The organism is Janthinobacterium sp. NKUCC06_STL, assembly GCF_019345455.1.
Classification (GTDB): Bacteria; Pseudomonadota; Gammaproteobacteria; order Burkholderiales; family Burkholderiaceae_D; genus Janthinobacterium; species Janthinobacterium rivuli.
Genome location: NZ_JAHKQY010000003.1, coordinates 66,297 through 91,534 on the forward strand (window position 1 = coordinate 66,297; position 25,238 = coordinate 91,534).

A 25,238-nucleotide genomic window follows, 5' to 3' on the forward strand; every position below is an offset into this window, starting at 1 on the left:
GGCACGCCGCGTAATCCGACAACATTGTTGGCGGATCATGTCGGATTACGCGCAAGCGCTAATCCGACCTACGCACTTATGCGGGTACGCCCAGAATCACGCTCGACGCCTTGAACATCGCCGTCACGCTGCTGCCAAGCGCGATACCCAGGTCGGTACTGCTCTGATTCGTGATGATGGCGGCAATCGTGCCGCCGCGCGGCAAGTCCAGCACCACTTCCGTGTTGACGGCCCCCGTCTGCACGCGCGTGACCGTGCCGGCCAGCTGGTTGCGCGCGGAAAAGCGCGCGCCTTCGCTGTCGGCCACGAGGATGATGGACGAAGCCTTGATCAGCGCGAACGCTTCCGCGCCCGGCACCAGGCCCAGGCTGGCGCTGCTGCCCTGCGTGACGATGGCCACGATGTGCTGGCCGCCGGGCAATTCCAGGGTGACTTCGTCGTTGACGGCGCCCTGTTTCAGTTCGGCCACCTTGCCCAGGAATTGATTGCGTGCCGTCGTTTTCATGGCCATTCTCCGTATGAGTAAAAGGTCGTCGGCGATGCCTTCGGCCTGGCTGCCCAACTGGCGCAGGTAGCGGGCATGCTCGCGCTCGATGATGCGGAAATTGTCGACCAGCTGGCGCCCCCGTGGCGTCAGCCGCGTGCCGCCGCCGCCCTTGCCGCCCGTCAGGCGCTCGACCAGCGGTTCGCCAGCCAGGTTGTTCATCGCATCGATGGCGTCCCAGGCCGCCTTGTAGCTCATCTTGACGAGCTTGGCCGCCTGCGTGATGGAACCGCATTCGGCGATGGCGCCCAGCAATTCCACCCGGCCGGCGCCGCCCAGGTTTTCTCCGCCCACCGTCATCCATACCGAGCCTTGCAAGCCGATTTTATCCAATGCGTTCACCCAATGCCATGTGGTCTTCCCTGTTATCGATCTGTCCGTCGCGCAAGTACAGCACGTGCTCGCCCAGGATGCGCGCATCTTCCGGATCGTGCGTGATCAGGATCATGGGCACGTCCAGGCGCTGTTGCCACTGGCTCAGTTCCAGCCGCATTTTGACACGCAGGGCCGGATCGAGGGCGGCAAACGGCTCGTCGAGCAGCAGCGCGCTCGGCTCGGCCACGAGTGCCCTCGCCAGCGCCACCCGTTGGCGCTGGCCTCCGGACAACTCGTCGGGGAACTGATGCGCCAGTTCCTGCAAGTGGAAGGCATCGAGCCAATGCTCGACTTTCTGCAATTTTTCGCGCGCGCGCGGGTTGAACCAGCCGCGCGCCAGGCCGAAGCCCACGTTCTGGCGCACCGTCAGATGCGGGAACAGCGCGTAATCCTGGAACAGGTAGGCGACGTTGCGCTGCTGCGGCGGCAGATTAATGCCGGCGGCCGAATCGAACAGGGTGCGCCCGTTCAGGCGGATATGGCCTGCATCAGGCGTGAAGAGTCCGGCAATGGCTTTCAGGGTCATGCTCTTGCCGGCGCCGGACGGGCCATACATGGCGATGCGCTGGCTGCCGGAGGTGCATCGCACCTGCAGGTCGAAACGGCGTTTGCCGGAGCGCAAGGTGGCGCGGAGGTCGAGGTCGAGTTGCATAGTGGTCATTTATGAGCGACGCGCCCGGGCGCCAGGCGACCAGCAGTCAGCAGCACCACGATACAGACCAGGGAGGTGATCAAGACCAGCGTATTGGCCAAGTCATCCTTGCCCGCCTGCACGGCTTCAAACACGGCCACCGACAGGGTTTGCGTCTTGCCGGGAATGCTGCCGGCCACCATCAGGGTGGCGCCGAACTCACCCAGCGCGCGCACAAAACCCAGCAGCACGCCGGCGAGGATGCCGCGCCAGGCCAGCGGTAACGTGACGCGGAAAAAGATCGCCATTTCCGAAATGCCCAGCACGCGGGCCGCCTGCTCCAGCTGGCCGTCGACGGCCTCGAAGGCGGCGCGCGCAGGCTTGAAGACGAGGGGAAAGGCCACCACCGTGGAAGCGATGACGGCGCCCTGCCACGTAAAGATGAGGTTGATGCCGAAGTTATCCTGCAGCCAGATGCCAAGGGTACCGCGCCGGCCCAGCAATACCAGCAGGTAATAGCCGAGCACGGTGGGCGGCATCACCATCGGCAGGGTCAACAGGGCGTCGAGCAACTCGCGCCCGGGAAAACGCGTGCGCGCCAGCAGATAGCCCGTACCGATGCCGAGCAACAAGTTGAGCGCCGTGGCCCACGCCGCCACTTTGAGCGACAGGGCCAGCGCGGTCCAGGCGATATCCATGCGCAGTCGTTTGCTTTATGGTTTCTTGAAACCGTACCTGGCGAGGATGGCTTGCGCCGGCGCCGTCTGCAAATAGCTGACGAAGCGCTTCGCTTCGGCCCCATTGCCGCTGCCCTTGATGGTGGCGATCGGGTACAGCACGGGCGCGTCCAATGGCACGTCCAGCACGACGTTGACCTTGTCTTTCATGATGGCCGCGTCGGTGGCGTAGACAAAGCCCGCATCGACTTCGCCGCGCGCCACGTAGTCGAGCGACTGGCGCACGTTCTGCGTGCCGATGGCCTTCGCTTGCACGGCGTCCCATAGTTTCGCCTTCTTCAGCGCGCCTTCGGAGTAACGGCCGACGGGCACGCTGGCCGGGTTGGCGATGGCCACGCGGGTCACATCCTTGTGCGTCAGATCCGTCAGGCTCTTGATGCCCAGCTTGCTATCTTGCGGCACGATCAGCACCAGGCTGTTGCCGACGAAGTCCATGCGGTCGACCGGCAAGACGAAGCCCTGCTTTTGCGCCGCATCCATGGTTTCCTGGTCGGCCGAGGCAAACACGTCCACGGGCGCACCCTTGACGATCTGCTGCAGCAGCACGCCCGAGGCGGCAAAGTTCAGGGACACCTTGCTGCCCGGATACTGCGCCTCGTAGCTTTGCGCCGCATCCTTGAACGCATTCGTCAGGCTGGCCGCGGCCGATACGACCACTTCGCCGGCAAGGGCGGAGGTGGCGGCGGTGGCGAGAAGAGCGGTGCCGATGAGTCGGGCGAGGGAGGTGAGGCGCATGATCGTATCCTTGTAAAGTGAACGGTGACAAGGAGCGTAATATACACGGATATATAGCGTTCTGCCATTGCCCAGGTCAAGGCAATACCAATGGCATTGACAGTTGGGGATAGCCGGACTATTTTTAAGAATAGAAGAATATCCACTATTTTCCAGGGTTAAACGATGGGATATGCGGCGATACTGCTTGGTCCCTCGATGCTGCTGGCGGTCATTCTTCTGGCATTGGCCATCGAGAAGCGCCATCCCCTGGAACAGCAGCCTGCGGGCGCGTCGCGCTTCAATCTGGCGTATATGGTCATCTATGCCGCCAGCGGCGCCATGCTGGCTCCGCTCACGGCCATCGTCACGGTGCGGCTGGTCAATGCGGCCGGCGGCGGGCTCATCGATCTCGACGCGTCAGGCTCGATGCTGGCGCCGGCATTCATCGTGTATGCCTTCTGCATGGATTTTCTGGAATACGCCTTTCATCGCGTGCAACATCGCATACCCGCCTTGTGGGCCATGCATTCCTTCCATCACAGCGATGCGGCCATGAATGCCAGCACCACGACCAGGCACTATTGGGCCGAAGCGGGTATCAAGGCACTGAGTATCTATCTGCTTGCGGGGATCTTGTTCAAGACCAATATGGTGATTTTGGGAATGTACGGAATCCTGGGCTTGTATCATGTTTTCCCGCATATGAATGTCCGGGTCGGCTTTGGCCGCTGCTGGATGCTGTTCAATTCACCGCAGTACCATCGCGTTCATCACTCTGTGCAAGCGGAACATTTCAACCGTAATTTCGCCGGGCTGTTCCCCGTCTTCGACCGGCTGTTCGGCACCCACCATATTCCCCGCGCGGGAGAGTATCCACCGACGGGTCTGGACACGGGCAAGGCGCCGGGAACCTTGCTTGACGCGCTGACGTGGCCAGTGCGCAGCAAGGCCCCGTCCACCCCCTAGACGCGCGCCACCGCCGCCTCGTCGCGCCGCGCATACTTTTGCGCAATCACGGCGCAAATCATCAGCTGAATCTGGTGGAACAGCATCAGCGGCAGAATCACCATGCCCAGCGAACGCGTGGAAAACAGCACCTTGGCCATGGGCACGCCGCTGGCCAGGCTTTTCTTCGAGGCGCAAAAGACGATGGCGATTTCGTCTTCCTTGTTGAACCCCAGGCGGCGGCTGACAAAGGTGGAAATGCCCAGCACCAGCGCCAGCAGCAGGGTGCTGATCAAGCCCAGGGCGACCAGCGTTTCCACCGAAATCGTATGCCACAGGCCTTCGCTGACGGCTTCGCTGAAGGCTGTGTAGACCACCAGCAAGATCGAACCCTGGTCGACGTATTTCAGGGTGGCTTTGTGGCGGTCGACCCAGCGGCCGATCCAGCGGCGCAGGAATTGGCCGGCCAAAAATGGCAGCAGCAGTTGCATGACGATGGACAGCACGGCGTCCACCGACGACTTGCTTTCCGCGCCCTTGGCCACCAGCAAGCCGACGAGGATGGGGGCGAGGAAAATGCCGATGAAGTTCGAGGCCGAGGCGCTGCAGATGGCGGCCGGCACGTTGCCGCGCGCCATCGCCGTCATGGCGATCGACGATTGCACGGTGGACGGCAGGGCGCACAAAAACAAGATGCCCATGTACAGGTCGGGCGTGAGAAACGTCAGCGCCAGCGGGCGCAGGGCCAGACCCAGCAGCGGAAACAGGACAAAAGTGCTGGCCAGCACCAGCAAGTGCAGGCGCCAGTGCATGGCGCCGGCCACCACGGCTTCGCGCGACAGCTTGGCACCATGCAGGAAAAACAGGGCGCCGATGGCGACGGTGGTGATGTTGCCGAAGACCACGGCCGTCTGGCCCGTGCAGGGCAGGAAAGTGGCCAGCGCCACGGTGACGAGCAGGGCGAGGGTGAAGTTATCGGGTTTCAGATTGCGCAGCAGGGCAGCGGGAGAAAAAGAGGACATGCGGTAGCCTGGTAACGGCGCAGCCTTGCAACAGCATGCTGTGCCGGGGATGACAAACAGCGCCGGGAGCAGCGCCAGTGCTGGCTATTCTACCTGCATTGTCCGGCTCATTGCCCGATGGCATGGCTTGCCCGGTAAAACCGCGCGGGCAAAAAAATGCCCCGTCCGCAGACAGGGCAACCCGGAGTAAAGTACAGCGCGAGGGGATTAGCCGGCGGCTTTGACTTTCAGCTCGTTCTTGATTTCTTTCACGCCGCTCACGGAAGCGACGATCTGCACGACGCGGTCACCCGCTTCGGCGCTCGGCACGTCGCCCGACAGAACGACCACGCCTTGCTGGGTTGCAACCTTGACTGGCAGGGCAGCGGCTTGCGCATCGGCGCTCAGGGCGGCCTTGGCCGAGGAAGTGATGGTTTCATCAGGGACGGCGGCGGCGGCATTGGCAGCCACGACGGTGTCAGCAGGAGCTTGTGCTTTTGGTGCGGAGTCAGCGGCATGCGAAGCGGTGATCGAGGCGCCCGACAGTACGATAGCGGCGACCAGGGTATTGAACAGTTTCGATGTTTGCATGGTAGTTCCTCTCAATGAAGTTAAAAGCTTCTTACTTGGATAAAGTAACACTTTGAAGCGTCACATCTACCCATACAGCAAGCGCCGTGCCAGCTTTTAAATTTCATTTAAAATCAACGACTTAGATTCAAACTCGATTTTTCCAGCCCGTTTCACGGCGATCTGGCCGAAAAAACGGGGCTTTTTGTCGCCAGACAGCGACAAGGTATGGCAACAATATCAATGTTTCCAGATAAGTCGTTGATTATGAATACTTTATTTTTGTCGCTATTCAGCGACAGGGTCGCCATCGCCCCGAAACAGGGCCGGCGTCAGCTCGTATTTCTGTAATAAACGGTAGAACTCCGTGCGGTTGCGGTCGGCCAGGCGGGCTGCGTCGGCCACGTTGCCATCCGTCAGGCGCAGCAGCTGAATCAGGTAGTCGCGCTCGAAGCGCTGCTTGGCTTCGTTGTAGCTGAGCGCTTCCAGCGACGGCACGCGCAAGGCCCGCTGCACCAGCGACAAGGGCACCAGCGGCGCCGTCGCCAGCGCGCACACTTGCTCGACGACATTGACCAGCTGGCGCACATTGCCAGGCCATGGCGCGCTGACCAAGGCCGTGAGTGCGTCTGGCGCGAAGCCATTCAACGGTTTCTGGTACTTGGCCGCCAGCTTTTGCAGGAAATGGTTCGCCAGCAGGGCGATATCTTCGCGGCGCTCGGCCAGCGGCGGCAGGGTCAAGGTCACCACATTGAGCCGGTAATACAAGTCTTCGCGGAATTGCCCCTCGGTCATCGCCACGTCGAGGTCGCGGTGCGTGGCGGACAGCAAGCGCACATCCACCGGACGCGTCTGGTCGGCGCCGACGGGGCGCACGGCCCGCTCCTGCAGCACGCGCAGCAGTTTCACCTGCAGCGGCAGCGGCATGTCGCCGATCTCATCTAAAAACAGGGTGCCGCCATCGGCCGCCTGAAATAGCCCTTCGCGGTTGCCGACGGCGCCCGTAAACGAGCCCTTCACGTGGCCAAACAGTTCCGATTCCAGCAACTGCTCGGGAATGGCGCCGCAGTTGACGGCGATGAACGGCGCCTTGGCGCGGCGGCTGGCGTTGTGCAGGGCGCGCGCCAGCAATTCCTTGCCCGTGCCGCTGGGGCCACGGATCAGGATGCTGGCATCGGATCCGGCCACCAGCTTGGCTTCGGCCAGCAACTCGGCCATCTGTGAACTACGGCTGATCAACTCGGCACGCCAGCTCTCGTCGCCGGACGCGGGCGCCGGCATGACGGTGGACAAGTTAATGGCATATGCCACTTTTTCCATGAGCAGCTTGCCGTCGAACGGTTTCGTCAGATACGCAAACGCGCCGCGCGCCGTGGCGTCGACGGCGTCGGGGATGGTGCCGTGGGCTGTGAGCAAAATGACGGGCAGGGCCGCATGCTGGCGGCGGATTTCATCGAACAGGGCCAGACCGTCGCGGCCCGGCAATTGCACGTCGGTAATGACCAGGGCCGGCAATTCCACGGCCAGGCGCGCCAGCGCCGCTTCCGCGCTGCCCACGGCCGTCACGCGGTAATTGCCCGCCTTCAGGCGGATGGTCAGCAGGCGCAGCAGGTCGGGGTCATCGTCGACCAATAAGATGTGGGCGTGTTCGCTCATTTCGGCGCTCCCGCGGCGGGGCGCACGGACAGGCTGCGCTCAATGTTTTTCAATGCTTCGAGTTTTTCATTGAGCAAGTCGTTGCGGCGCTGGGCGTCGCGCAGCTGCGTGTTGAGCTTGTCGATGCTCTCTTCCTGGCGGCGCAGTTCCGCATACTGGCTGCCCAGCAATTGCGCCAGCGGCGCCAGCAGTTGCGCATCCTTGCCCGTGGCCGTGGCCAACGGTTCCAGCAAGGCTTGCGCGCGAGCCAGGTCGCCGGGACCGCGCAAGGCCGCTTGCAGCATGGCGCGGCGCAGCGTGTTGTGCGGCGCATGGTCGGCTTTCGCCAGATCCAGCTGCGCTTTCACCAGTTCCGACGGCGTCATCAGGCGCAAGGCGCTTTGATACGCCAGCAGTTCCGTCAGCTGGGGGTCCATCACCACCACCACCACGCGCGGCGGCGTTTGCACCAGCACGGGCGTCTGGATGGGGGGCTTGGCGGCGCAAGCACCCAAGAGCAATGCGCAGGCGGCCATGCCGGCCAGGGGAATTCTCGTTATCATAAGGGCAGTTCTATCCGAAAATGCGCGCCGGCGGGGCGCGGTAAAAGAGTGACGCTGCCATCGTGGGCGGCGATATATTCGCGCACGATGGACAGGCCGATGCCATTGCCGTTGCGCGCGCCGGCCGCCTGGCGCACTCCCTGGTAAAACGGTTCAAAAATGCGCGCGGCATCCTCGGGCGCCACGCCGGCGCCTTCGTCGATGCAGTCGATGCGTACACGGCCGCCTTCGCAAGACAGGGTGAAATGCACGGTGCCGCCTTCCGGGCTGAAGCGCACGGCATTCGACAGCAAATTGGCCAGGGCCGTCGCCAGCTTGTCGCGGTCGGCCTGCACGATCAGGGACTCGCCCTGCACCTCGACCGTCAACCGGCGCGCCAGCCATTGCAGGCGCTGCCCGGCCACCACATCTTGCAGCAAGACGAGCAAGTCGACCTTGCTGTGCGCCAGATGCTGGGCGTCAAAAGCGGCGGTATTGTAGCGCAGCAAGTCCTCGATCTGGGTTTGCAAGGACGCCGTGTTTTGCTGCAGGATGCCGGCGATTTCGCGCTGGCTGTCGCTGAGCTTGCCGGCCACCTCATCTTCCAGCAGAGCCACGCCTTCGCGCAGGGCCGCCAGCGGGGTTTTCAGCTCGTGGGAAATGTGGCGCAGAAAACGCTCCTTGTCGGCATCAAGATCCGCCAGACGCTGGCGCAACCAGTCGAGCTGCTGGCCCAGGCGGCGCGTGTCGGCCGGTCCGCCGACGACGATGGGCTGGTCGTAGCGCTTGTCGCCCAGGCGCCCGATGGCCGTCTCGATGCGGCGCAGCGGACGCGACAGCAGGAAGCCGAAGCAGGTGGCCAGCACGGCCGCCAGCAGCACGGCGCCACCGACCAGCACGCCCAGCAGGCGGCGCTGGCGTTCCAGCTCGGCCAGCAGGGCGTCGTTGCGGCTGCCGATTTCCGTCTTGCTTTCGCGCGCCAGACTGTCATTGATTTGCGTCATGCGGGCAAACGCGCGGTACACAACAGCGTGGCCATCGCGCTTGCGGCGCTTGCCGGCCTGTAAAACTTCCCACGCCGCTTGCGCCTGCACCGTCCATTCGTCGGCCAATTGCGTGGCGAACTCGGGCGTGGCGCGGTTCAGCACTTGCAGCGCCGCCGTCGCTTCGTCGCGGGCCGCCGCGTAACGCTCGCGGAACACGGGATCGTCCAGCACAAGAAATTGGCGCGCGCTGCGCTCCATGGCCAGGGTGCGCTCGGACAGGCGCTGCGACTGTTCCGTCAGGGCAATCGCCTGCGCCGCCGTCTCGCGCCCCAGCCGCGCCAGGTGTTCCAGGGTCAGCAGGGCTTGCACGGAGGTGGCCGTCAAAATGCCCGTCGTCAAAATGAAGGCGGCAAATAACAGTTGGCGAAAGGAAAGTCGGGACAAGATAGGCGCCTTCGGTTCAGTCTGGATGACAAAAGGCGCATGGTACGCTAAGCGTTCATTCGGAGACGCCACCCACCCGAGAATGATCAATTTAGCAAGACTGTCGCTTTTCCGGCCGCCAGCAAGGCCCCGGCGGCGGCGCGCGAATACTCCTAGTACAATAGGGAAAAACTTCACGCAGGCATCAAAGTGGCCTGGCCTTGACACCCCGCTTGGCGACAGGCCCTGGCATTGCGCCACTTTGCCCCCACATGTGATGCAGCTCCACCGACACTCCGAATCACCTACCGCAGAGATCCCATACCGCATGAGCACATTTGAAAAAGTCAGCAGCAACTTCATTCCAGTCTTGCAGGCAACCATCGAACAATATGTCGAGCCAGCAACGGGCATGCGCCATATCCACATGCATACCGAGCAGGCTGAGATGGTGTTCCTGGTGGCCTTTCCCACTGTGCCCGAAGTGAGCGACGGGCGCGCCCACATCCTGGAGCACCTGGCCTTGTGCGGCTCGTCGCGCTACCCGGTGCGCGACCCCTTCTTCTCGATGCTGCGCCGCTCGACGGCCACGTTCATGAATGCGATGACCTATCCGGACCGCACCGTGTACCCGTTCGCCAGCACCGACCGCAAGGATTTCTTCAACCTGCTCGACGTCTACCTGGATGCGGCCTTCTTCCCCAACCTCGATTACCTGAATTTCCGCCAGGAAGGCTGGCGCCACGCGTTCGAAGGCGACAAGCTCGTGTACCAGGGCATCGTCTTCAATGAAATGAAGGGCGCTTTCAACAGTCCCATGCGCGCGCTCGACAGCGGCATCGCCAGCGCCTTGCTCAAAGGCACGACGTATGAAGTGGAATCGGGCGGCGATCCGCTGAATATCCCCGAGTTGACGCATGACATGCTGAAAGAATTCCACGCCAGCCATTATCACCCGTCGCAAGCCGTGATCATGACCGCCGGCAATATCGAAGCGTCGGCCGTGCAGGAACAGGTAAGCGAGCGCGTGTTGTCCAAGCTCAGCGGCTTCTCCGAACGCCGCCTGCCGCAGCTGGCCCCCGCGTGGACGGCGCCGCAGGAAAACATCGTCAAAATTCCTTCGCAGGAAGCGCGCGACGATGAATTCGGTCTGCAATTTGCCTGGCTGATGGGCGAATCGAGCGACCCCATCGCCTACTACCACGCGCATCTGCTGTCGCACGGCTTGCTCGGTGAATCGTCGGCGCCCGTCATGCGCGCCATGGAATCGGCCGGCTATGGCCGCCCATCGGACATGAACGGCCGCGACGCGGGCATCCGCCAGATGGTATTCCACATCGGCATGGAAGGTTTAACCAAAGAACAGATCGCCGATGCGCACCAGCGCATCTGGACGGCCCTGGAAGAAACGGCGGAAGAGGGCATTCCCGCCGCCGTGCTGCACGCGGCCTTGCGCGACATCAAATACAGCCAGCGCGAAATCAGCAGCGGCCGCATGCCTTACGGCCTGGGCCGCTTGCTGCACGCCTTGCCGCTGGCCATGTATGGCGGCGACGTGATGGATGCGTTCGACAATGCGGCGATTCTGGAAACCCTGGAACAGCAGATCGACGATCCGGCATTCTTCAAGCAGCTGGTGCGTGAGCTGATCGCCAACCCGACCCGCCTGACGACCCACGTGGTACCCGACAGCGCCTACTTCACTGACCGCGCCGCCCAGGAAGACGCCAAGCTGGCGGCCTTGCAAGCGACGCTGACGGATGCCGAGCGCGAACACATCGTGGCCGAGTCCGCCGCGCTGGAAGCGCATCAGCAACTGCCATCGAATTCCGAAGTCTTGCCGCGCATTCGCCCTGGCGACGTCAGCGCCTTGCCGCGCCCGGCCTTGCCGATCCCAGCCGCCATCGACGGCGCCGTGGCGTTCAGCATCGCCTCGAACGGCATCAGCTATGCCAACGTGCTGTACGACGTGTCGAACTTGCCGGAAGCGTCGTGGCCATGGCTGCGCCTGTACACGGACCTGGCGCCGGAACTGGGCGTGGGCGACATGTCGTTCGACGACGCCAGCGCCTGGCGCCAGAGCATGGTGCCATCGTTCCACATCGGCCTGGAAGCGATTCCCCGCCCGCAGCAAGCGATGCGCGTGGAATTGTCGTTCTCGGCCAGCGGCTTGCGCGAAGAACACGCGGCGATTGCCGCCGTGCTGTCAGCCTGGATCGCCAAGCCCCGCTTCGATGAAGAAGAACGCCTGGCTTTCCTGATTGAAAGTCTGGTGCAAGACAAACTCTCCAGCCTGGCCGAGTCCGGCAACCGCTACGCCATGCTGGCCTCGGCAGCGCCGCTGTCGCCGACGCGCCGCTTCGACGACATCGTCGGCGGCCCGGCAGCCTTGCCGTTCTACCGCCGCTTGCAGCAGCTGAGCAAGACGTCGGCAGGCTTGCAGGAAATCGCGCGTGAACTCGACACCCTGCACGCGCACATCATCGCCCAGCAGCCAACCGTGCTGTGCGCCGGCCTGGAGCAGGATGGCATCACCCTGGCCCGTTTGCTGGAATTGCCGGCAGCCAGCACGCAGACGGATGCACCGGCCGTTGCCGTCGCAGCTGCTGCCTTGCCGCTGGCCAACACGGCCCTGCATGCGACGAGCCAGATCAACCATTGCTTCGTTTCCTGGGCCGTGCCTGGCGTGCACAATCCGGATGCTTCGGCCCTGGCTGTCGCCGCTGAACTGATGACCAACCAGGTGCTGCATACGGCCCTGCGCGAAAAAGGCGGCGCCTATGGCGGCAGCGCCAGCTATGCGGCCGGCGCAGGAACATTTACATTGAGTTCCTACCGCGATCCACGCCTGGCCGGCACGTTCGCCGACTTCGGCACGACCCTGGATCAAATCCTCGACGGCGATTTCTCGCAAGAGCAAGTGGAAGAAGCCATCATCTGCGTGATCAAGGGCCTCGACAAGCCGCATTCGCCGTATGCGGAAGCGCTGACCGCGTGGAACATGCAGCAGCGCGGCACGACGGAAGCCGTGCGCCAGCAATTCCGCACCGGCGTATTGACCTGCACCCTGGCGCAGATCAAGGACGTCACGCGCACCTGGCTGAAAAACGGCCAGCCGAGCCGCGCCGCGTTTGCGGGCAACACGACGCAAGACCTGGCGGGGCTGGAAGTGGTGGATTTGCTGGCGCTGGCCAGCTAAGGCGCAAGTTTAACAGCCGGGTAGGTCGGATTAGCGTGGCGAAGCCGCGCGTAATCCGACACCACCACCGGCCAACAATATTGTCGGATTACGCGACGTGCCGCCGCTAATCCGACCTACGATGCTATTGGGGGACAGAATTAGGTTCCATGTACATCAACTCCCACTGATGCCCATCAGGATCCTGAAAACTATGTCCATACATGAAGCCGAAATCCATCGGCTCCTTGTAGATGCTGCCGCCCGCCTGGACGGCCTTCGCCACCAGCGCATCGACTTCGCCGCGGCTCTCGGCCGACAGGCACACGAGCACTTCCGTCGCCACGGTGGTGTCGCACAGTTGCTTGGGCGTAAATTGCTTGAATTTGTCGTGCGTCAACAGCATCACGAAGATGTCGTCGGCAACGATCATGCACGTTGCCGTTTCATCGGTGAAATGGGCATTGAAGCTGAAGCCCAGCGCCGTAAAAAACGCGACGGAGCGTTCCAGCGACTGGACGGGCAGATTGACAAAGATTTTACGGGCCATCATGTCTCCTTGTGGGTCGTATGAGTATGTGCTGCCCGCCGATTCTACACCGGCTTTTTACGTGCCAGCGCGTCCCACGGTCTTCGGCGCGAAGCCGAAATAACGGCTGAACGCGGCGCTGAAATTGGACGGATGGCGATAGCCCGTTTGCCAGCCCGCCTGCGCCACCTGACACCCATTTTCCAGCAGTAACTTTGCCCGCTGCATGCGCAGCGCCAGCAGGGTGCGCTGCGGACTGTCATTGTAGCGGTAGCGCCATCCCTGCTTGAGTTTGAACAAGCTCAATCCCGCTTGCGCGCACAGGTAATCGAGCGTCAGGTCTTGCGCCATCTGCTCCTGCATCAGCGCGTGGACGCGTTCCAGTTTGGCGATATCAGTCTCGGACCAGCGCGGCAAGGCAGCGGGTGCGGGCGCCGGACGCAGCGCCCGCAACTGTTCCGCCAGGATACTGAGCACGCCGATATGCACGGCCAGCGGATCCGTCGCGCGCAGCAACGCGCGCGCGTGCAGAGCGCTGCTGCGCGTCGTGGCCGCATGCGCCAGCTGGCGCGCGCCACCGTTCGGTAACAATGAAGTCAGGCCTTCCGGCCAGTAGCGCGCCAGCGCGTCTTCGCCCACCAGCACGCGCAATTGCGCCGCCCGTTGATGCGCCTCGAAACGACGTTCGCCGCTGACGTGGTGAAACGCCGTCACCGTCGTATGGCCGCCCAGGAAACGCAATTGTTCGCCATCGCGCGTGAGGTAGCCGGATGCGCCTTCCAGGCCGATGGTAATGACCATGCCGCCCGCGTCGTCATGCTTCGATGGCTCGACGAGGGCAAGGCGCGGGCGGTAATCGGAATGCACGAGCAGCAAGCCTTGGTCGACCTGGCGCTGGTCCGCGCGGCACGCACCCATTCCGGGGTCCAGCTGGCGCCGCGTCCAGCCTGCCGCTTCCCGGTCCTGTTCCCTCATCGCTCCCCCTGTTTTCCGCGCCGTCGCGCATACGAAATGCGCCGTGCCGCATACAAATGCAAATGATAATTATTCTCATTGTTGCATAAAATAGGCGTTCTTGCCCACCTCGCCGAAAGGAAATGCCATGCCGTTTACCACGCAACATGCCTTGCAACCGTACTGGGACCTGGCCGTCGCGCCCGTCCAGGCGGACGGGCTGGCCGCCGCCCTGGAACTGGGTATTTTCGAGGTGCTGGCCACGCCACACACGCCGGTGCAGCTGGCCGACACCCTGGCGCTGCATGCGCCGCACACGGCCCTGCTGCTGGAACTGCTCTGGAGCATGCAGGTGCTGGAACGCGATACAGCCGATGCCGATGCAGACACACAGCGCTACCGCTGCACGGCCGCCACTTTGCAGTACTTCTGCCGCAACTCGGTGGCCTTTTGCGGCGACGCCTGGCTGTACCGGCTGCATGCGCTGCGCCACTTCGCCACCCAGCTCGGTACGCTGGTGCGCCAGGGGGGCAAGGCCGCGCCCTACAGCACGGCGAATGGAGTCAACTGGGCCGTTGCCGCGCAGCAGCAGATCGGCCAGGAACAACGCGCCGTCACCATGCGCGCGGCCCTGTCCGTGATGCAACGGATCGCCCCGTTTGCAGACGGCAACACGCCGCTGCGCCTGCTCGACCTGGGCGGCGGGCCAGGCTGGGTTGCCATTGCGCTGGCGCAAGCCCATGCGGGTTTGCACGGCTGCGTTTTCGACTGGCCGGAAACAGTGGCTGTGGCCGCCGCCAACATCGCCCATGCGCAACTCTCTGACCGTCTGGAGACGGTGGGCGGCGACCTGGACGGCGACGATATCGGCAACGGTTACGACCTCATCTGGTGCTCGTCCGTGCTGCATTTCGTGCCCGACATGGCGGCGGCCTTGCGCAAGATCCATGCGGCCTTGAAACCCGGTGGCGTCTTCGTTTGCGTGCAAGCGGAAATCGCTCCGGCAGCCGTTGACGCGGCGCGCGTGCTGCCGTATTACTTGCCGATGCGCATGCTGGGCCGCACGGTGACGCGCCAGGGGGAATTGGCGCAATTGCTGCGCGACACGGGATGGCGGCAAGTGGAGCAGTACGGCGCCAGCGATTTTCCCATGGCGCCCGTGCAAGTGCTGATTGCGCGCACGTGAATGGCAGGCGTTTTACGCCGCATCTTGCTGCAGCGATTCGATGATCAGGCCGGCCAGGCGCTCGACGGGCGGCCTGGACACGCTGGAGGCGCGCAGCAGTTCCAGCGACAACGGGGGCAGGGCGGGCAAACCGGCCGCCACGTGATCGAGCGCGCACACGGAAGAGGGCAAGCCCAGGCCGGTGCGCACCGTCACGCCCAGCCCGGCGGCGGCCGCCGCCCACAGTCCCGCCAGGCTGGGGCTGGTAAACGCTGTGCGCCAGGCGATGCCGGCATGGTCCAGCGCCTGCGTGGCGCAGCGCTGGAACAGGCAGTCGCGGTCGAACGTAATGAGCGGCAGCGGTTCGCCCGATTCGGGCCGCCACGCCAGGCTGGACGAGGCGATCCAGCGCATGGCCGGTTCGGCAATATGCTGGCGCTGCTGCGGCGGATACTCGGCCACGTCGGCGATGCAGGCGCCGCCCCACAGCAGGGCCAGATCCAGCTGCCCCATGGCCAGCCCTTGCATCAAGGCCGTGTTGCGCGCCACGTGCGCCTCGATGCGCACTTTCGGATGCGCGCGGGCAAAGCGCCCCAGCACGTCGGGCAGCAAGGCTTCGCCAAAATCCTCCTGCAAACCGAGCCTGATCCAGCCTTCCAGTTCCGCGCCGCGCAAGGCGACGGCCGCCTCGTCGTTGAGTTCCAGCAGGCGGCGCGCATAGCCGAGCAGGACTTCGCCGGCCGGCGTCAGCGCCAGTCCCCGGCCATCCTTGCGGAACAGGGGCATGCCGGCCTGCTCCTCGAGTTTTTTCAGCTGGGCGCTGACGGCCGAGGTAGAACGTCCCACCTTGTCGGCCGCGCGGGCAAAGCTGCCCAGTTCGATGCCAGCCACATAGCTGCGCAAAAAGGCGATGTCGAAATTCAGCAGGCTCATGGCATCAATACAATCGTCCGGTTTTGTGGGATGGTGACTAGTAAATTATCTGATATTCAGAACGATCGTACTGCGCAACACTGTCAGGGTCAACCACTTTCCCCTCCCTGCCATGAGCACCAATTGCCCAGCCGTTCCTGTTCCTGTCCCCGTCACTGCGCCCGCACTGGGCAATGCCCACCGCTGGAAAGTGCTGGCCGTCGGCGTGGCGGCCAATGCCAGCTTTTCCGCCGCCGCCAACGGCATGCCCACCACGGCCATCTGGCTGCGCAGCGGCTATCACCTGAGCAATACGCAACTGGGAGTGGCGCTGGGCGCCATGGGCCTGGGTGTGGCCCTGACCGAATTGCCATGGGGCATGGCTACCGACCGCTGGGGCGACCGGCCCGTGCTGCTGACCGGCTTGCTGGGCACCATGCTGGCCTTATTGACCCTGCTGCTGTGGATCACGCCGGCTGACGGCGCCGTGCCGCCCCTGTGGGCGCTGGCGGCCGGGCTGGCGCTGGTAGGCGTGCTGGGCGGCAGCGTGAATGGCGCCAGCGGTCGCGCCGTGATGCGCTGGTTTGGCGCCGGCGAACGGGGTTTCGCCATGAGCATCCGCCAGACGGCCGTGCCCATGGGCGGCGGCCTCGGCGCCCTCGTCCTGCCCAGCCTGGCATCGCGCTACGGCTTCATGCCCGTGTTTGGCGCCCTGGCCCTCGTATGCGGCCTGTCGGCGTTTTTTACGTGGCGCTGGATGCATGAGCCCGATTTCTCTGCCGAGGCCGCCACAGGGCCGCACAACGCGTCCACGGGCCTATCTGCAGTGAAGCCGCCGCTGCAGAACCGTAAAGTCTGGCGCATGGTGGCCGCCATCGGCTTGCTGTGCGTGCCGCAATTTGCCGTGCTCAGCTATGCCACCGTGTTCCTGCACGACCATGGCCACCTGGGCCTGGCAGCCATCACGGCCGTGATGGTGGCCCTGCAGGCGGGCGCCATGGTGATGCGCATCTGGAGCGGGCGCCATACGGACCGCCACGCGAACCGGCCCGCTTACCTGCGCGGCTCGGCCCTGGTAGCGCTGGCCTCGTTCATTTTGCTCGGATGCATCGCCTGGCTGCAGGCGCCGGGCTGGCTGTTGATGGCGGCCGTGGTGCTCGCCGGCATCGCCGTGTCCGCCTGGCATGGCGTGGCCTACACGGAGCTGGCCACGGAAGCGGGCGGCGCCAACGCGGGCACGGCCTTGGGCATGGCGAACACGGCCGTATATGCGGGCCTGTTCCTCACACCGATTGCCATCCCGCATTTGCTGGCGGCCAGCAACTGGTCCGTCGTGTGGTGGCTGGCGGGGCTGGTGGCGCTTGCTACCCGCCCCCTGTTTCCGAAAGACTAGGGCAGCGCCCTGATCCGGTACACGCAGCGCATGGCGTTGGCCAGCACATGCTGCTCGCGCACGATGCTGGCGTGCGGTCCCACCACTTCCTGGAACAGCTGCAGTTCGGAGCGGCAAAAGCCCTGGCAAGTGCGTGCGGCGGCGCAGATGGGGCAGTGGTCTTCGATCAGCAGCCAGTCGTCGCCGTCCGCTTCCACGCGCGCCATATAGCCCTCTTCATCGCGCACGGCCGCCAGTTGCCGCAGCCGCGTGGGCAAGTCTGGCGCCGAGCACGCCAGCGCATACGCGCTGCGGCTTTCCTCTTCGCGCTGGGTAATTAATTTGTCCAGCCCCGCTTCGCCGAACAGCTGGCGCACGGAACCGATCAGCTTGATCGTCAGCTGCGCATGCGTGTCGGGAAAGCGCGCATTGCCCGCTTCCGTCAAGACCCAGTTCTGGCGCGGCCGGCCGGCGCCCGCCTGCGCTTCCTGGCGCCCTTCGATGAGACCCGCCGCCACCAGCTTTTGCACTTGCTGGCGCGCCGCCTCGCCTGTCATGTCCAGGGTCTTGGCCAGGGTCGCCGTGGAGACGGGGCCCTTGGTCTTGATGAAATACAGGATGCGCTCCGTCGTTTGCGGCACCTCGCTATTATCCAAACGTTTACTTGTGTAATTCATTTCGCTCAACTATCATGGGGCCAGTTAACCAACTAATTGCTTGCATAATAGGCCGGTAGCTCCCCGCTGTCGAGGAGTTTCCACGTCCGCGTGCCGGCAAGACACTTTCTTGGACTGGATTTCTCATGCAGCTGCAGCACTCCATCTGGCTGTTTCACGCCATCCTCGCCACCGGCCTGGCCACCTGGCTGACCCTGGCCGCCATCAACAATCTGCACGCCTTCCACGGCTCCGTCTGGGCCATCGGCAACACCATGCGCATGGATCCATTGCGCCAGGACCCCACCATCCAGACGCCGCTGCTGCGCCGCGCGCTCACGTCCTTGACCCTGCACCGGCTGGCGCTGGGGGTGGTGCTGGCCTTGCAGCTGCTGGCCGCCATCGCCGCCTGGACCGGCGTGGCACTGTTTCTCGGCGGCGGCCTGGCCGCTGCCTTGCCCTGGCTGAACCTGGCCTTGTGCGCCATGGCCGCCTTTTTGCTGCTGATGCACCTGGGCGGCCTGTGGTTCGGCTACTGGATCGCGCAGGAAGGCTTGCAGACGACGCACCTGGTGCTGCTGCTGTGGACCATCGCGCTATTTGTACTTTTCAACGCGCAGCGGACCTGATCAGCCTCCGCTGCGCCTCTTCTTCCCCGCTGTAAAAAGGACTTCATCATGCATACGAAACTCGTCGGCGCTTCCGCGCTGGCCATCACCCTGGCCGTCGCCGGCGCCGCCCTCTATCCGCGCGCGGACTCCCATGCGGCCGATGCCGCCGCTTATCCCGCCACCAAGGTGGCGCTGGTCCCCGTCGTGCTGGGCACGCAGGAACGCTACTTCACTGGCGTGGGCGAACTGGAAGCGGCGCGCCAGGTGCAGGTGGCGGCTGAGACGGGCGGGCGCGTCACGCAGATCCGCTTCGAGTCGGGGCAGACCGTGCCCGCCGGCGCCGTGCTGGTGCAACTGAATGACGCGCAGGAACAGGCAATGCTGCTGCGCCAGCGCGCGCAACTGAAAAACGCGGAAAGCAGCCATGCCCGCACGGTGCAGATGGTGAAGGAAAAAGCGGCCACGCAGGAGCAGCTCGATAGCGCCCTGGCCGCGCGCGATGCGGCGCTGGGCGACGTGCGCCAGACGCAAGCGCTGATCGCGCAAAAGACCATCCGCGCGCCGTTCGCCGGCCAGCTGGGCATCCGCAAGGTACACGCGGGCCAGTACCTGAACGCAGCCGATACGGTGGCCAGCCTGATCGACACAAAGGCGCTGCTGGTGAACTTCGCCCTCGATGAACAGAGCAGCGCGAAACTGGCGCCGGGCCAGGCCGTGCAAGTGCTGGTGGACGCCTATCCCGGCGACGTTTTCACGGCGAAGATCAACGCCATCGATCCGCTGATCGCCCGCTCGCGCATGGTGCAGGTGCAAGCGGCGCTGACCAATCCGCGCGGTGCGCTCAAGGCGGGAATGTACGCGAACGTGCGCGTGGCGCGCGAAGCAGGACAACAACTGACGGTACCGGAAACGGCCGTCACCTACAGCGCGTATGGCGACACGGTCTTCGTCGCGCAGCAGGAAGGAAAACAGCCGCTCACCGTCAAGCGCGTGGGCGTGAAACTGGGCGAGCGGGCAGGGGGCCGCGTGGCCATTCTTGACGGCTTGCGCGAAGGCCAGCGCGTGGTCGCCTCGGGCCAGCTGAAACTGGCCGACGGCATGGCCGTGCAAGCCGTCGCCAATACCCTGGACGAAGTAAAACGCGCCGCGCCCAAGGCCGGCTCGTAAAGGAAAGACATCACCATGAAATTTACCGATTTATTCGTACGCCGCCCCGTGCTGGCGCTGGTGATCAGCACCTTGATTCTGATGCTGGGCGTGATCGCCCTCCTGCAGCTGCCGATCCGCCAGTATCCGATGCTCGAATCGTCCACCATCACCGTGAAAACCACGTATCCGGGCGCCTCGGCGGAACTGATGCAGGGTTTTGTCACGCAGCCGATCGCGCAAGCCGTATCGTCGGTGGAAGGCATCGACTACCTCACCTCGTCGTCGGTGCAAGGCAGCAGCACGGTGACCGTGCGCATGGAACTGAACCGCGATTCCACGCAAGCCTTGACGGAAGTCATGGCCAAGGTCAACCAAGTACGCTACAAGCTGCCCGAAGGCGCGTTTGACCCCGTCATCGAGCGCTCGGCTGGCGACTCCTCGGCCGTCGCCTATGTCGGCTTTGCCAGCGAGAGCGTGTCCGCGCCCGCGTTGACGGACTACCTGGCGCGCGTGGTGCAACCGATGTTCGCCACCATCGACGGCGTGGCGAAAGTCGACGTGTACGGCGGCCAGCAGCTGGCCATGCGTTTGTGGATCGACCCGGCGAAACTGGCGGCGCGGGGATTGACGGCCGCCGACGTGGCCGACGCCGTGCGGCGCAATAACTACCAGGCCGCGCCCGGCAAGGTGAAGGGACAATTCGTCGTCTCGAACATCAGCGTCAACACGGATCTGACCAGCGTGGCGGAGTTCCGCGACATGGTCGTCAAGCAGGGCGGCGATGACGGCACCGCCCTCGTGCGTTTGAAGGACGTGGGCACGGTGGAACTGGGTGCGGCCGCCACGGAGACGAGCGGCATCATGGACGGCGTGCCGGCCGTGTACCTGGGCCTGTCGCCCACGCCCGGCGGCAACCCGCTGGTGATCGTCGACGGCATCAAGAAGCTGCTGCCCGAGATCCAGAAAACCCTGCCGCCCGGCGTGAAAGTCGAGCTGGCGTTCGAGACGGCGCGCTTCATCCAGTCGTCCATCGACGAGGTGGCGCATACCCTGCTCGAAGCGCTGCTGATCGTCGTCATCGTCATCTACCTGTGCATGGGTTCCTTGCGCTCCGTGCTGATACCCGTCGTGACGATTCCCTTGTCGATGCTGGGCGCGGCGGTGCTGATGCTGGCCTTCGGTTTCAGCATCAATTTATTGACCTTGCTGGCGATGGTGCTGGCCGTGGGCCTGGTGGTCGATGACGCCATCGTCGTGGTGGAAAACGTGCACCGGCATATCGAGGAAGGCAAGACGCCCGTGGCGGCCGCTCTGGTCGGTGCGCGCGAAGTGGCCGGCCCCGTGATCGCCATGACGATCACCCTGGCCGCCGTGTATGCACCGATCGGCATGATGGGGGGACTCACGGGCGCGCTGTTCAAGGAATTCGCGCTGACCCTGGCCGGCGCCGTGGTGGTCTCGGGCGTGGTGGCGCTGACCTTGTCGCCCGTGATGAGCTCCTTGCTGCTGCAGCCGAAACAATCGGAAGGGCGCATGGCGCGCGCCGCCGAGCATTTCTTCGAGGGCTTGACCTCGCGCTATGCGCGCCTGCTGGACCGCTCGCTGCACCACCGCTGGCTCAGTGCCGGTTTCGCCGCGCTGGTGATGGTCAGTTTGCCGTTTTTGTACCTGCTGCCGCAACGCGAACTGGCGCCGGCGGAAGACCAGGCCAGCGTGCTGACGGCGATCAAGGCGCCGCAACACGCCAACCTCGATTACGTCGAGCGCTTCTCGTACAAGCTCGATACCATCTACAAAAATATCCCCGAAACGGCGTCGCGCTGGATCATCAATGGTGGCGAAGGTCCGGCATCGAGCATCGGCGGCATCAACCTGACGCCGTGGGCGGAACGTTCGCGCAATGCGGCCGTCATCCAGGCCGAATTGCAACACGCCGTGGGCGACGTGGAAGGCACCAGCATCTTCGCCTTCCAGCTGGCGCCCTTGCCCGGATCGAGCGGCGGCCTGCCCGTGCAAATGGTGCTGCGCAGCGCGCAGGATTACGCCACCCTGTTCCGCACCATGGAAGACGTCAAGCAGCGCGCGCGCGCAAGCGGCCTGTTTGCCGTCGTCGACAGCGACCTCGATTACAACAACCCGGTGGTGAAAGTGCGTGTGGATCGTTCAAAAGCCAACAGCCTGGGCATCCGCATGCAGGACATCGGCGAATCGCTGGCCGTGCTGGTGGGTGAAAATTATCTGAACCGCTTCGGCATGGATGGCCGCGCCTATGACGTCATCGCGCAAAGCCCGCGCGAACAGCGGCTCACGGCGCAAGCCCTGACGCAGCAGTACGTGCGCGCCGACGACGGCAGCCTGCTGCCCCTGTCCGCCGTCGTGTCGGTGAGCGAACAGATCGAACCGAACATGCTGACCCAGTTCAACCAGCAGAATGCGGCCACCTTCCAGGGCGTGCCCGCGCCGGGCGTGACCCTGGGCGACGCCGTGGCCTTCCTCGATGGCGTGGCCAAGACCCTGCCGCCGGGCTTCAGCTATGACTGGCAGTCCGACGCGCGCCAGTTCGCCACGGAAGGCAATGCGCTGCTGCTGGCGTTCCTGGCCGCCGTTGTCGTCATCTACCTGGTGCTGGCGGCGCAGTATGAAAGCCTGACGGACCCGTTGATCATCCTGATCACCGTGCCGCTGTCGATCTGCGGCGCGCTGATTCCGCTGGCCCTCGGTTACGCCACCGTCAACATCTACACGCAGATCGGTCTCGTGACCTTGATCGGCTTGATCAGCAAGCACGGCATCTTGATGGTGGAATTCGCCAATGAATTGCAGGTGCATGAACAGCTCGACCGCATCACGGCCATCCGCAAGGCGGCGCAAATCCGCTTGCGTCCGATTTTGATGACGACGGCCGCCATGGTGGTGGGCCTGGTGCCGCTGCTGTTCGCCTCGGGCGCGGGCGCCAACAGCCGTTTCGGCCTCGGTGTGGTGATCGTCTCGGGCATGTTGATCGGCACCTTCTTTACCCTGTTCGTGCTGCCCACCGTGTACACCTTTCTGGCCCGCCGCCACACGGCCGACCATGCCACGCCGCGCGCACGCGATTTGTCGCAGGCGCTGAAGGAAACCCCATGAAAAACTACCGCTATCTTGTCTCTCTTTTCCCCGTGCTGGCCGGCTGCGCCGTCAGCCCCGCCTATGTCGCACCTGGCACGCCCGCCATCACCCTGGCCAGCCCGCAGCAGGCGCAATTCGCACCCGGCGCGAGCACCGTCAACGAGGCCGCCTGGTGGACGTTTTTCGACGATGCGCGCCTGTCGCAACTGATCGCCAGCGCGCTCGAACACAACCTCGATATCGCCCAGGCGCAGGCGAACCTGCTGGCCGCGCGCGCCGTCTTCGACGAACGCCGCCTCGATGAACTGCCTGCCGTCACGGGACAGGCCGGATGGCAGCGCACGGTGCAACAGGACACGCCAGACAGCCGCGCCGCCAGCGCCAGCACGCGCGTGGGCTTCGACGCGCAATGGGAGATCGACCTGTTCGGCCGCCTGGCGCACATGAGCCGTTCGGCGCAGGCGCGCGCCGACGCGGCGCAGGCGGACTTGCGGCAGGTGCAGCTGACGATCGCCGCCGAGGTGGCGCGCAATTACTACGAGGCGCTGGGCCACCAGCACAACCTGGCGCTGACGCAGGCACAGGTGCACAGCTGGCGCGATACGGTGGCATTGACCGACGCGCGCATCCGCGCCGGCGGCGGCTTGCCGGAAGAGCGCCACAACGCGCTGGCCAACCTGGCGCGCAGCGAGGCAATGCTGCCGCCGTTGCAAGCGGGACTGCGTCAGGCGCAGTACCGGCTCGATGTGCTGAGCGGACAAGCGCCAGGCGCCATCGCGCTGGCCACCACGCCGCGCCAGCAGGCGCCGCTGGCGGGCCAGTTGCCGCTCGGCGACGTGAACCGCCTGATCAAGCGGCGTCCCGACGTGGTGCGCGCCGAGCGCCTGCTGGCCGCCTCCAGCGAAGACGTGGGCGCCGCCACGGCGGACCTGTATCCGCGCCTGAGCCTGGGCGGTTTCCTGGGCTTCTTCGCGCTGCGCGGCAGCGGCGTGTTCGACGGCGGCGCGCGCGCCTTCGAGGTGGCGCCATCCGTCAGCTATCCTGCCTTCCGCCTGGGCAGCGTCAAGGCACGCTTGCGCGGCACGCAAGCCGAGGCACAGGGCGCGCTGGCGCGCTATGAACAAACGATACTGATGGCGCAGGAAGACGTGGAAAACGCCGTCACGCAACTGGCGGAAAACCAGACGCGATTGGCGTCATTGCTGCAGTCGGCGCGCCACGGCAACGCGGCCCTTGGCGTCGCCAGCACGCGCTATCAGGGTGGTTCCGGCAGGTACCAGGCGGTGCTGGAAAACCAGCGCGCCCTGTACGATATCCGGCGCGAAGCGCTGCTGGCGGAAACGGCGTCCTACATCGATGCGATTGCCCTGTACAAGGCGCTGGGATGGGGGCAAACTATGTGATCTTTTTAGCTCGGAAAGGCACGCGATGTTCAAGCAAGGCAGCTGGCTCAATCCACCGGAAAACTGGTCCGCCGACGGCGCGCAATTGCGCGTGACGACGGACGCCAACACGGATTTCTGGCGCAAGACCTCATACGGTTTTATCCGCGACAGCGGCCACTTTTTCGGCACGGAAGTCAAAGGCGATTTCACGGCGCAGCTGCATGTGGCGGCGCAGTATGCGGCGCTGTACGACCAGGCGGGCATGATGGTGCGCATCGATGGGGACAACTGGATCAAGTGCGGCGTCGAATTTTCCGACGGCCAGCTCTTGTTGAGCACCGTGCTGACGGTCGATACCTCCGATTGGGCCGTCAGCATCGCGCCCGCCATGCCGGACGGTTTCTGGCTGCGCGTGACGGTGGCAAACGGCGTGATCCGGGTGCAGTATTCGACCGATGGCAAGCTGTGGCCGCTGTTGCGCCTGGCGCCGTTTCCCACGGCATCGCGCTACCTCGTCGGCCCCATGTGCTGCACGCCGGAGCGCGCGGGGCTTGAGGTCGTGTTTTCGCAGTTTTCCACCGGTCCCGCACTGCAAAAGGATTTGCACGATCTCAGTTGAGTGGCCGTGCGTGGTGGATCAGGCGGTGGAATCGAGCCACTGATTCTCGACACACCATTGCCGCACGTCGGCGGTCAATTGTGCTGAAACCGGCTGGAGTGCCGGGAGTTTTTTCTCGTATTTCCGGATGCTGGCTGCAAAAAATGTGAAGAAAGCGGCGCCGATCAATTTGCGTTGTCCAGGCGTGTCTTTTTTCACCGGCACGAAGTCTTCCTCATCCATGGCGATATCGAGGCCGAACATGTTGTCGCTGGCGTAGTAGCGGCAAAAGGTTTTTCTCTGCAAGTCTTTCGGCACGCAGCGCAGGCAGACAAACAATTCCCAGTCGAGGGCAGGATATTTTTCTTCCATCAAGGGACCAAGCTGCCGCAGTTCATGACCAATGTCAAAGACCTTGGTCCAGCTTGGCGAGTCCGATGTCGTGTCTATGCGCATCTTTGTTTTCTCCGAATGCAAGAACCGCATGATACGCACATCGTGCTTCCGGCAGCGCA

Annotated in this window: 23 protein-coding genes; 9 read left to right on the forward strand and 14 right to left on the reverse strand. The window is 64.1% G+C overall.

Annotated features, from left to right (window positions below; translation table 11 throughout):
- Window positions 1–76: 76 nt before the first annotated feature.
- Genes KO539_RS12830 through modA form a run of 4 tightly spaced genes read right to left on the reverse strand, consistent with a single transcriptional unit; the run spans window position 77 to window position 3,022 of the window.
- Window positions 77–844 (reverse strand): TOBE domain-containing protein, encoded by a 768-nt coding sequence (locus KO539_RS12830; RefSeq protein ID WP_051959231.1) that lies wholly within the window; start codon window positions 842–844, stop codon window positions 77–79.
- 25 nt (window positions 845–869) lie between these two features.
- A complete protein-coding gene (locus tag KO539_RS12835) occupies window positions 870–1,580 on the reverse strand; it encodes a sulfate/molybdate ABC transporter ATP-binding protein (protein ID WP_225243185.1) in 711 nt (236 codons plus the stop codon).
- The gene (gene modB, locus KO539_RS12840) at window positions 1,577–2,248 is read right to left on the reverse strand and encodes a molybdate ABC transporter permease subunit (RefSeq protein WP_035823318.1); all 672 of its coding nucleotides are present in this window, start codon (window positions 2,246–2,248) and stop codon (window positions 1,577–1,579) included. The genes KO539_RS12835 and modB overlap by 4 nt, the downstream gene beginning before the upstream one ends.
- 15 nt (window positions 2,249–2,263) lie before the next feature.
- Window positions 2,264–3,022 carry a molybdate ABC transporter substrate-binding protein gene (modA, locus tag KO539_RS12845; RefSeq protein WP_219309930.1) on the reverse strand — a complete coding sequence of 253 codons (759 nt, stop codon included), beginning with the start codon at window positions 3,020–3,022 and terminating at the stop codon, window positions 2,264–2,266.
- Between the two features lie 198 nt (window positions 3,023–3,220).
- On the opposite strand from modA, the gene KO539_RS12850 reads away from it, so the two are divergent.
- Window positions 3,221–3,970 (forward strand): sterol desaturase family protein, encoded by a 750-nt coding sequence (locus tag KO539_RS12850; RefSeq protein ID WP_219309932.1) that lies wholly within the window; start codon window positions 3,221–3,223, stop codon window positions 3,968–3,970.
- Here the strand turns inward: KO539_RS12850 and KO539_RS12855 are convergent.
- From KO539_RS12855 to KO539_RS12875, 5 genes are all read right to left on the reverse strand, one after another.
- The gene (locus tag KO539_RS12855; protein ID WP_176387810.1) at window positions 3,967–4,971 is read right to left on the reverse strand and encodes a bile acid:sodium symporter family protein; all 1,005 of its coding nucleotides are present in this window, start codon (window positions 4,969–4,971) and stop codon (window positions 3,967–3,969) included. The genes KO539_RS12850 and KO539_RS12855 overlap by 4 nt on opposite strands.
- A gap of 207 nt (window positions 4,972–5,178) precedes the next feature.
- The gene (locus KO539_RS12860) at window positions 5,179–5,541 is read right to left on the reverse strand and encodes a BON domain-containing protein (protein WP_034752546.1); all 363 of its coding nucleotides are present in this window, start codon (window positions 5,539–5,541) and stop codon (window positions 5,179–5,181) included.
- 267 nt (window positions 5,542–5,808) lie between these two features.
- On the reverse strand, window positions 5,809–7,176 hold the full coding sequence (locus KO539_RS12865; protein WP_219309934.1) for a sigma 54-interacting transcriptional regulator: 1,368 nt from the start codon (window positions 7,174–7,176) through the stop codon (window positions 5,809–5,811).
- Complete coding sequence (locus KO539_RS12870; protein ID WP_257626282.1) at window positions 7,173–7,718, reverse strand: hypothetical protein; 546 nt, start codon at window positions 7,716–7,718, stop codon at window positions 7,173–7,175. Before KO539_RS12870 ends, KO539_RS12865 begins: the two co-directional genes overlap by 4 nt.
- On the reverse strand, window positions 7,715–9,127 hold the full coding sequence (locus tag KO539_RS12875; RefSeq protein WP_219309936.1) for an ATP-binding protein: 1,413 nt from the start codon (window positions 9,125–9,127) through the stop codon (window positions 7,715–7,717). Before KO539_RS12875 ends, KO539_RS12870 begins: the two co-directional genes overlap by 4 nt.
- 307 nt (window positions 9,128–9,434) lie before the next feature.
- On the opposite strand from KO539_RS12875, the gene KO539_RS12880 reads away from it, so the two are divergent.
- Entirely contained in the window at window positions 9,435–12,305 is a 2,871-nt protein-coding gene (locus KO539_RS12880) for an insulinase family protein (protein ID WP_219309938.1), read from the forward strand.
- Window positions 12,306–12,429: 124 nt separating this feature from the next.
- Here KO539_RS12880 and KO539_RS12885 read toward each other — a convergent pair whose 3' ends face one another.
- Together KO539_RS12885 and KO539_RS12890 are read right to left on the reverse strand one after the other, a co-directional pair.
- Window positions 12,430–12,834, reverse strand: a complete 405-nt coding sequence (locus tag KO539_RS12885) for a VOC family protein (RefSeq protein ID WP_219310463.1) — start codon at window positions 12,832–12,834, stop codon at window positions 12,430–12,432.
- Window positions 12,835–12,891: 57 nt separating this feature from the next.
- Complete coding sequence (locus KO539_RS12890) at window positions 12,892–13,788, reverse strand: AraC family transcriptional regulator (protein WP_219309948.1); 897 nt, start codon at window positions 13,786–13,788, stop codon at window positions 12,892–12,894.
- Between the two features lie 127 nt (window positions 13,789–13,915).
- Here KO539_RS12890 and KO539_RS12895 point away from each other — a divergent pair, with 127 nt between their 5' ends.
- Complete coding sequence (locus KO539_RS12895; protein WP_219309950.1) at window positions 13,916–14,953, forward strand: methyltransferase domain-containing protein; 1,038 nt, start codon at window positions 13,916–13,918, stop codon at window positions 14,951–14,953.
- A gap of 12 nt (window positions 14,954–14,965) precedes the next feature.
- Here KO539_RS12895 and KO539_RS12900 read toward each other — a convergent pair whose 3' ends face one another.
- Window positions 14,966–15,865, reverse strand: coding sequence for a LysR substrate-binding domain-containing protein (locus KO539_RS12900; protein WP_219309952.1), 900 nt, complete (start codon window positions 15,863–15,865; stop codon window positions 14,966–14,968).
- A 112-nt stretch (window positions 15,866–15,977) separates the two neighbouring features.
- On the opposite strand from KO539_RS12900, the gene KO539_RS12905 reads away from it, so the two are divergent.
- Window positions 15,978–17,237 (forward strand): MFS transporter, encoded by a 1,260-nt coding sequence (locus KO539_RS12905; RefSeq protein ID WP_219309955.1) that lies wholly within the window; start codon window positions 15,978–15,980, stop codon window positions 17,235–17,237.
- Here KO539_RS12905 and KO539_RS12910 read toward each other — a convergent pair.
- Window positions 17,234–17,893, reverse strand: a complete 660-nt coding sequence (locus tag KO539_RS12910) for a metalloregulator ArsR/SmtB family transcription factor (protein WP_219309957.1) — start codon at window positions 17,891–17,893, stop codon at window positions 17,234–17,236. The genes KO539_RS12905 and KO539_RS12910 overlap by 4 nt on opposite strands.
- 125 nt (window positions 17,894–18,018) lie before the next feature.
- Between KO539_RS12910 and KO539_RS12915 the strand changes: the two genes are divergently transcribed.
- From KO539_RS12915 to KO539_RS12935, 5 genes are read left to right on the forward strand one after another with little or no spacing between them, the layout of a single operon-like run.
- Window positions 18,019–18,501, forward strand: a complete 483-nt coding sequence (locus KO539_RS12915; RefSeq protein ID WP_219309959.1) for a DUF2165 family protein — start codon at window positions 18,019–18,021, stop codon at window positions 18,499–18,501.
- A 48-nt stretch (window positions 18,502–18,549) separates the two neighbouring features.
- Window positions 18,550–19,650, forward strand: a complete 1,101-nt coding sequence (locus tag KO539_RS12920; protein ID WP_219309961.1) for an efflux RND transporter periplasmic adaptor subunit — start codon at window positions 18,550–18,552, stop codon at window positions 19,648–19,650.
- 15 nt (window positions 19,651–19,665) lie between these two features.
- Window positions 19,666–22,758 carry a MexW/MexI family multidrug efflux RND transporter permease subunit gene (locus KO539_RS12925; protein ID WP_219309971.1) on the forward strand — a complete coding sequence of 1,031 codons (3,093 nt, stop codon included), beginning with the start codon at window positions 19,666–19,668 and terminating at the stop codon, window positions 22,756–22,758.
- On the forward strand, window positions 22,755–24,143 hold the full coding sequence (locus tag KO539_RS12930) for an efflux transporter outer membrane subunit (RefSeq protein ID WP_219309973.1): 1,389 nt from the start codon (window positions 22,755–22,757) through the stop codon (window positions 24,141–24,143). The genes KO539_RS12925 and KO539_RS12930 overlap by 4 nt, the downstream gene beginning before the upstream one ends.
- 25 nt (window positions 24,144–24,168) lie before the next feature.
- Window positions 24,169–24,744, forward strand: a complete 576-nt coding sequence (locus KO539_RS12935; protein ID WP_219309975.1) for a DUF1349 domain-containing protein — start codon at window positions 24,169–24,171, stop codon at window positions 24,742–24,744.
- A gap of 18 nt (window positions 24,745–24,762) precedes the next feature.
- On the opposite strand, the gene KO539_RS12940 is transcribed toward KO539_RS12935, so the two are convergent.
- Entirely contained in the window at window positions 24,763–25,179 is a 417-nt protein-coding gene (locus KO539_RS12940; protein WP_219309976.1) for a hypothetical protein, read from the reverse strand.
- Window positions 25,180–25,238: the final 59 nt, after the last annotated feature.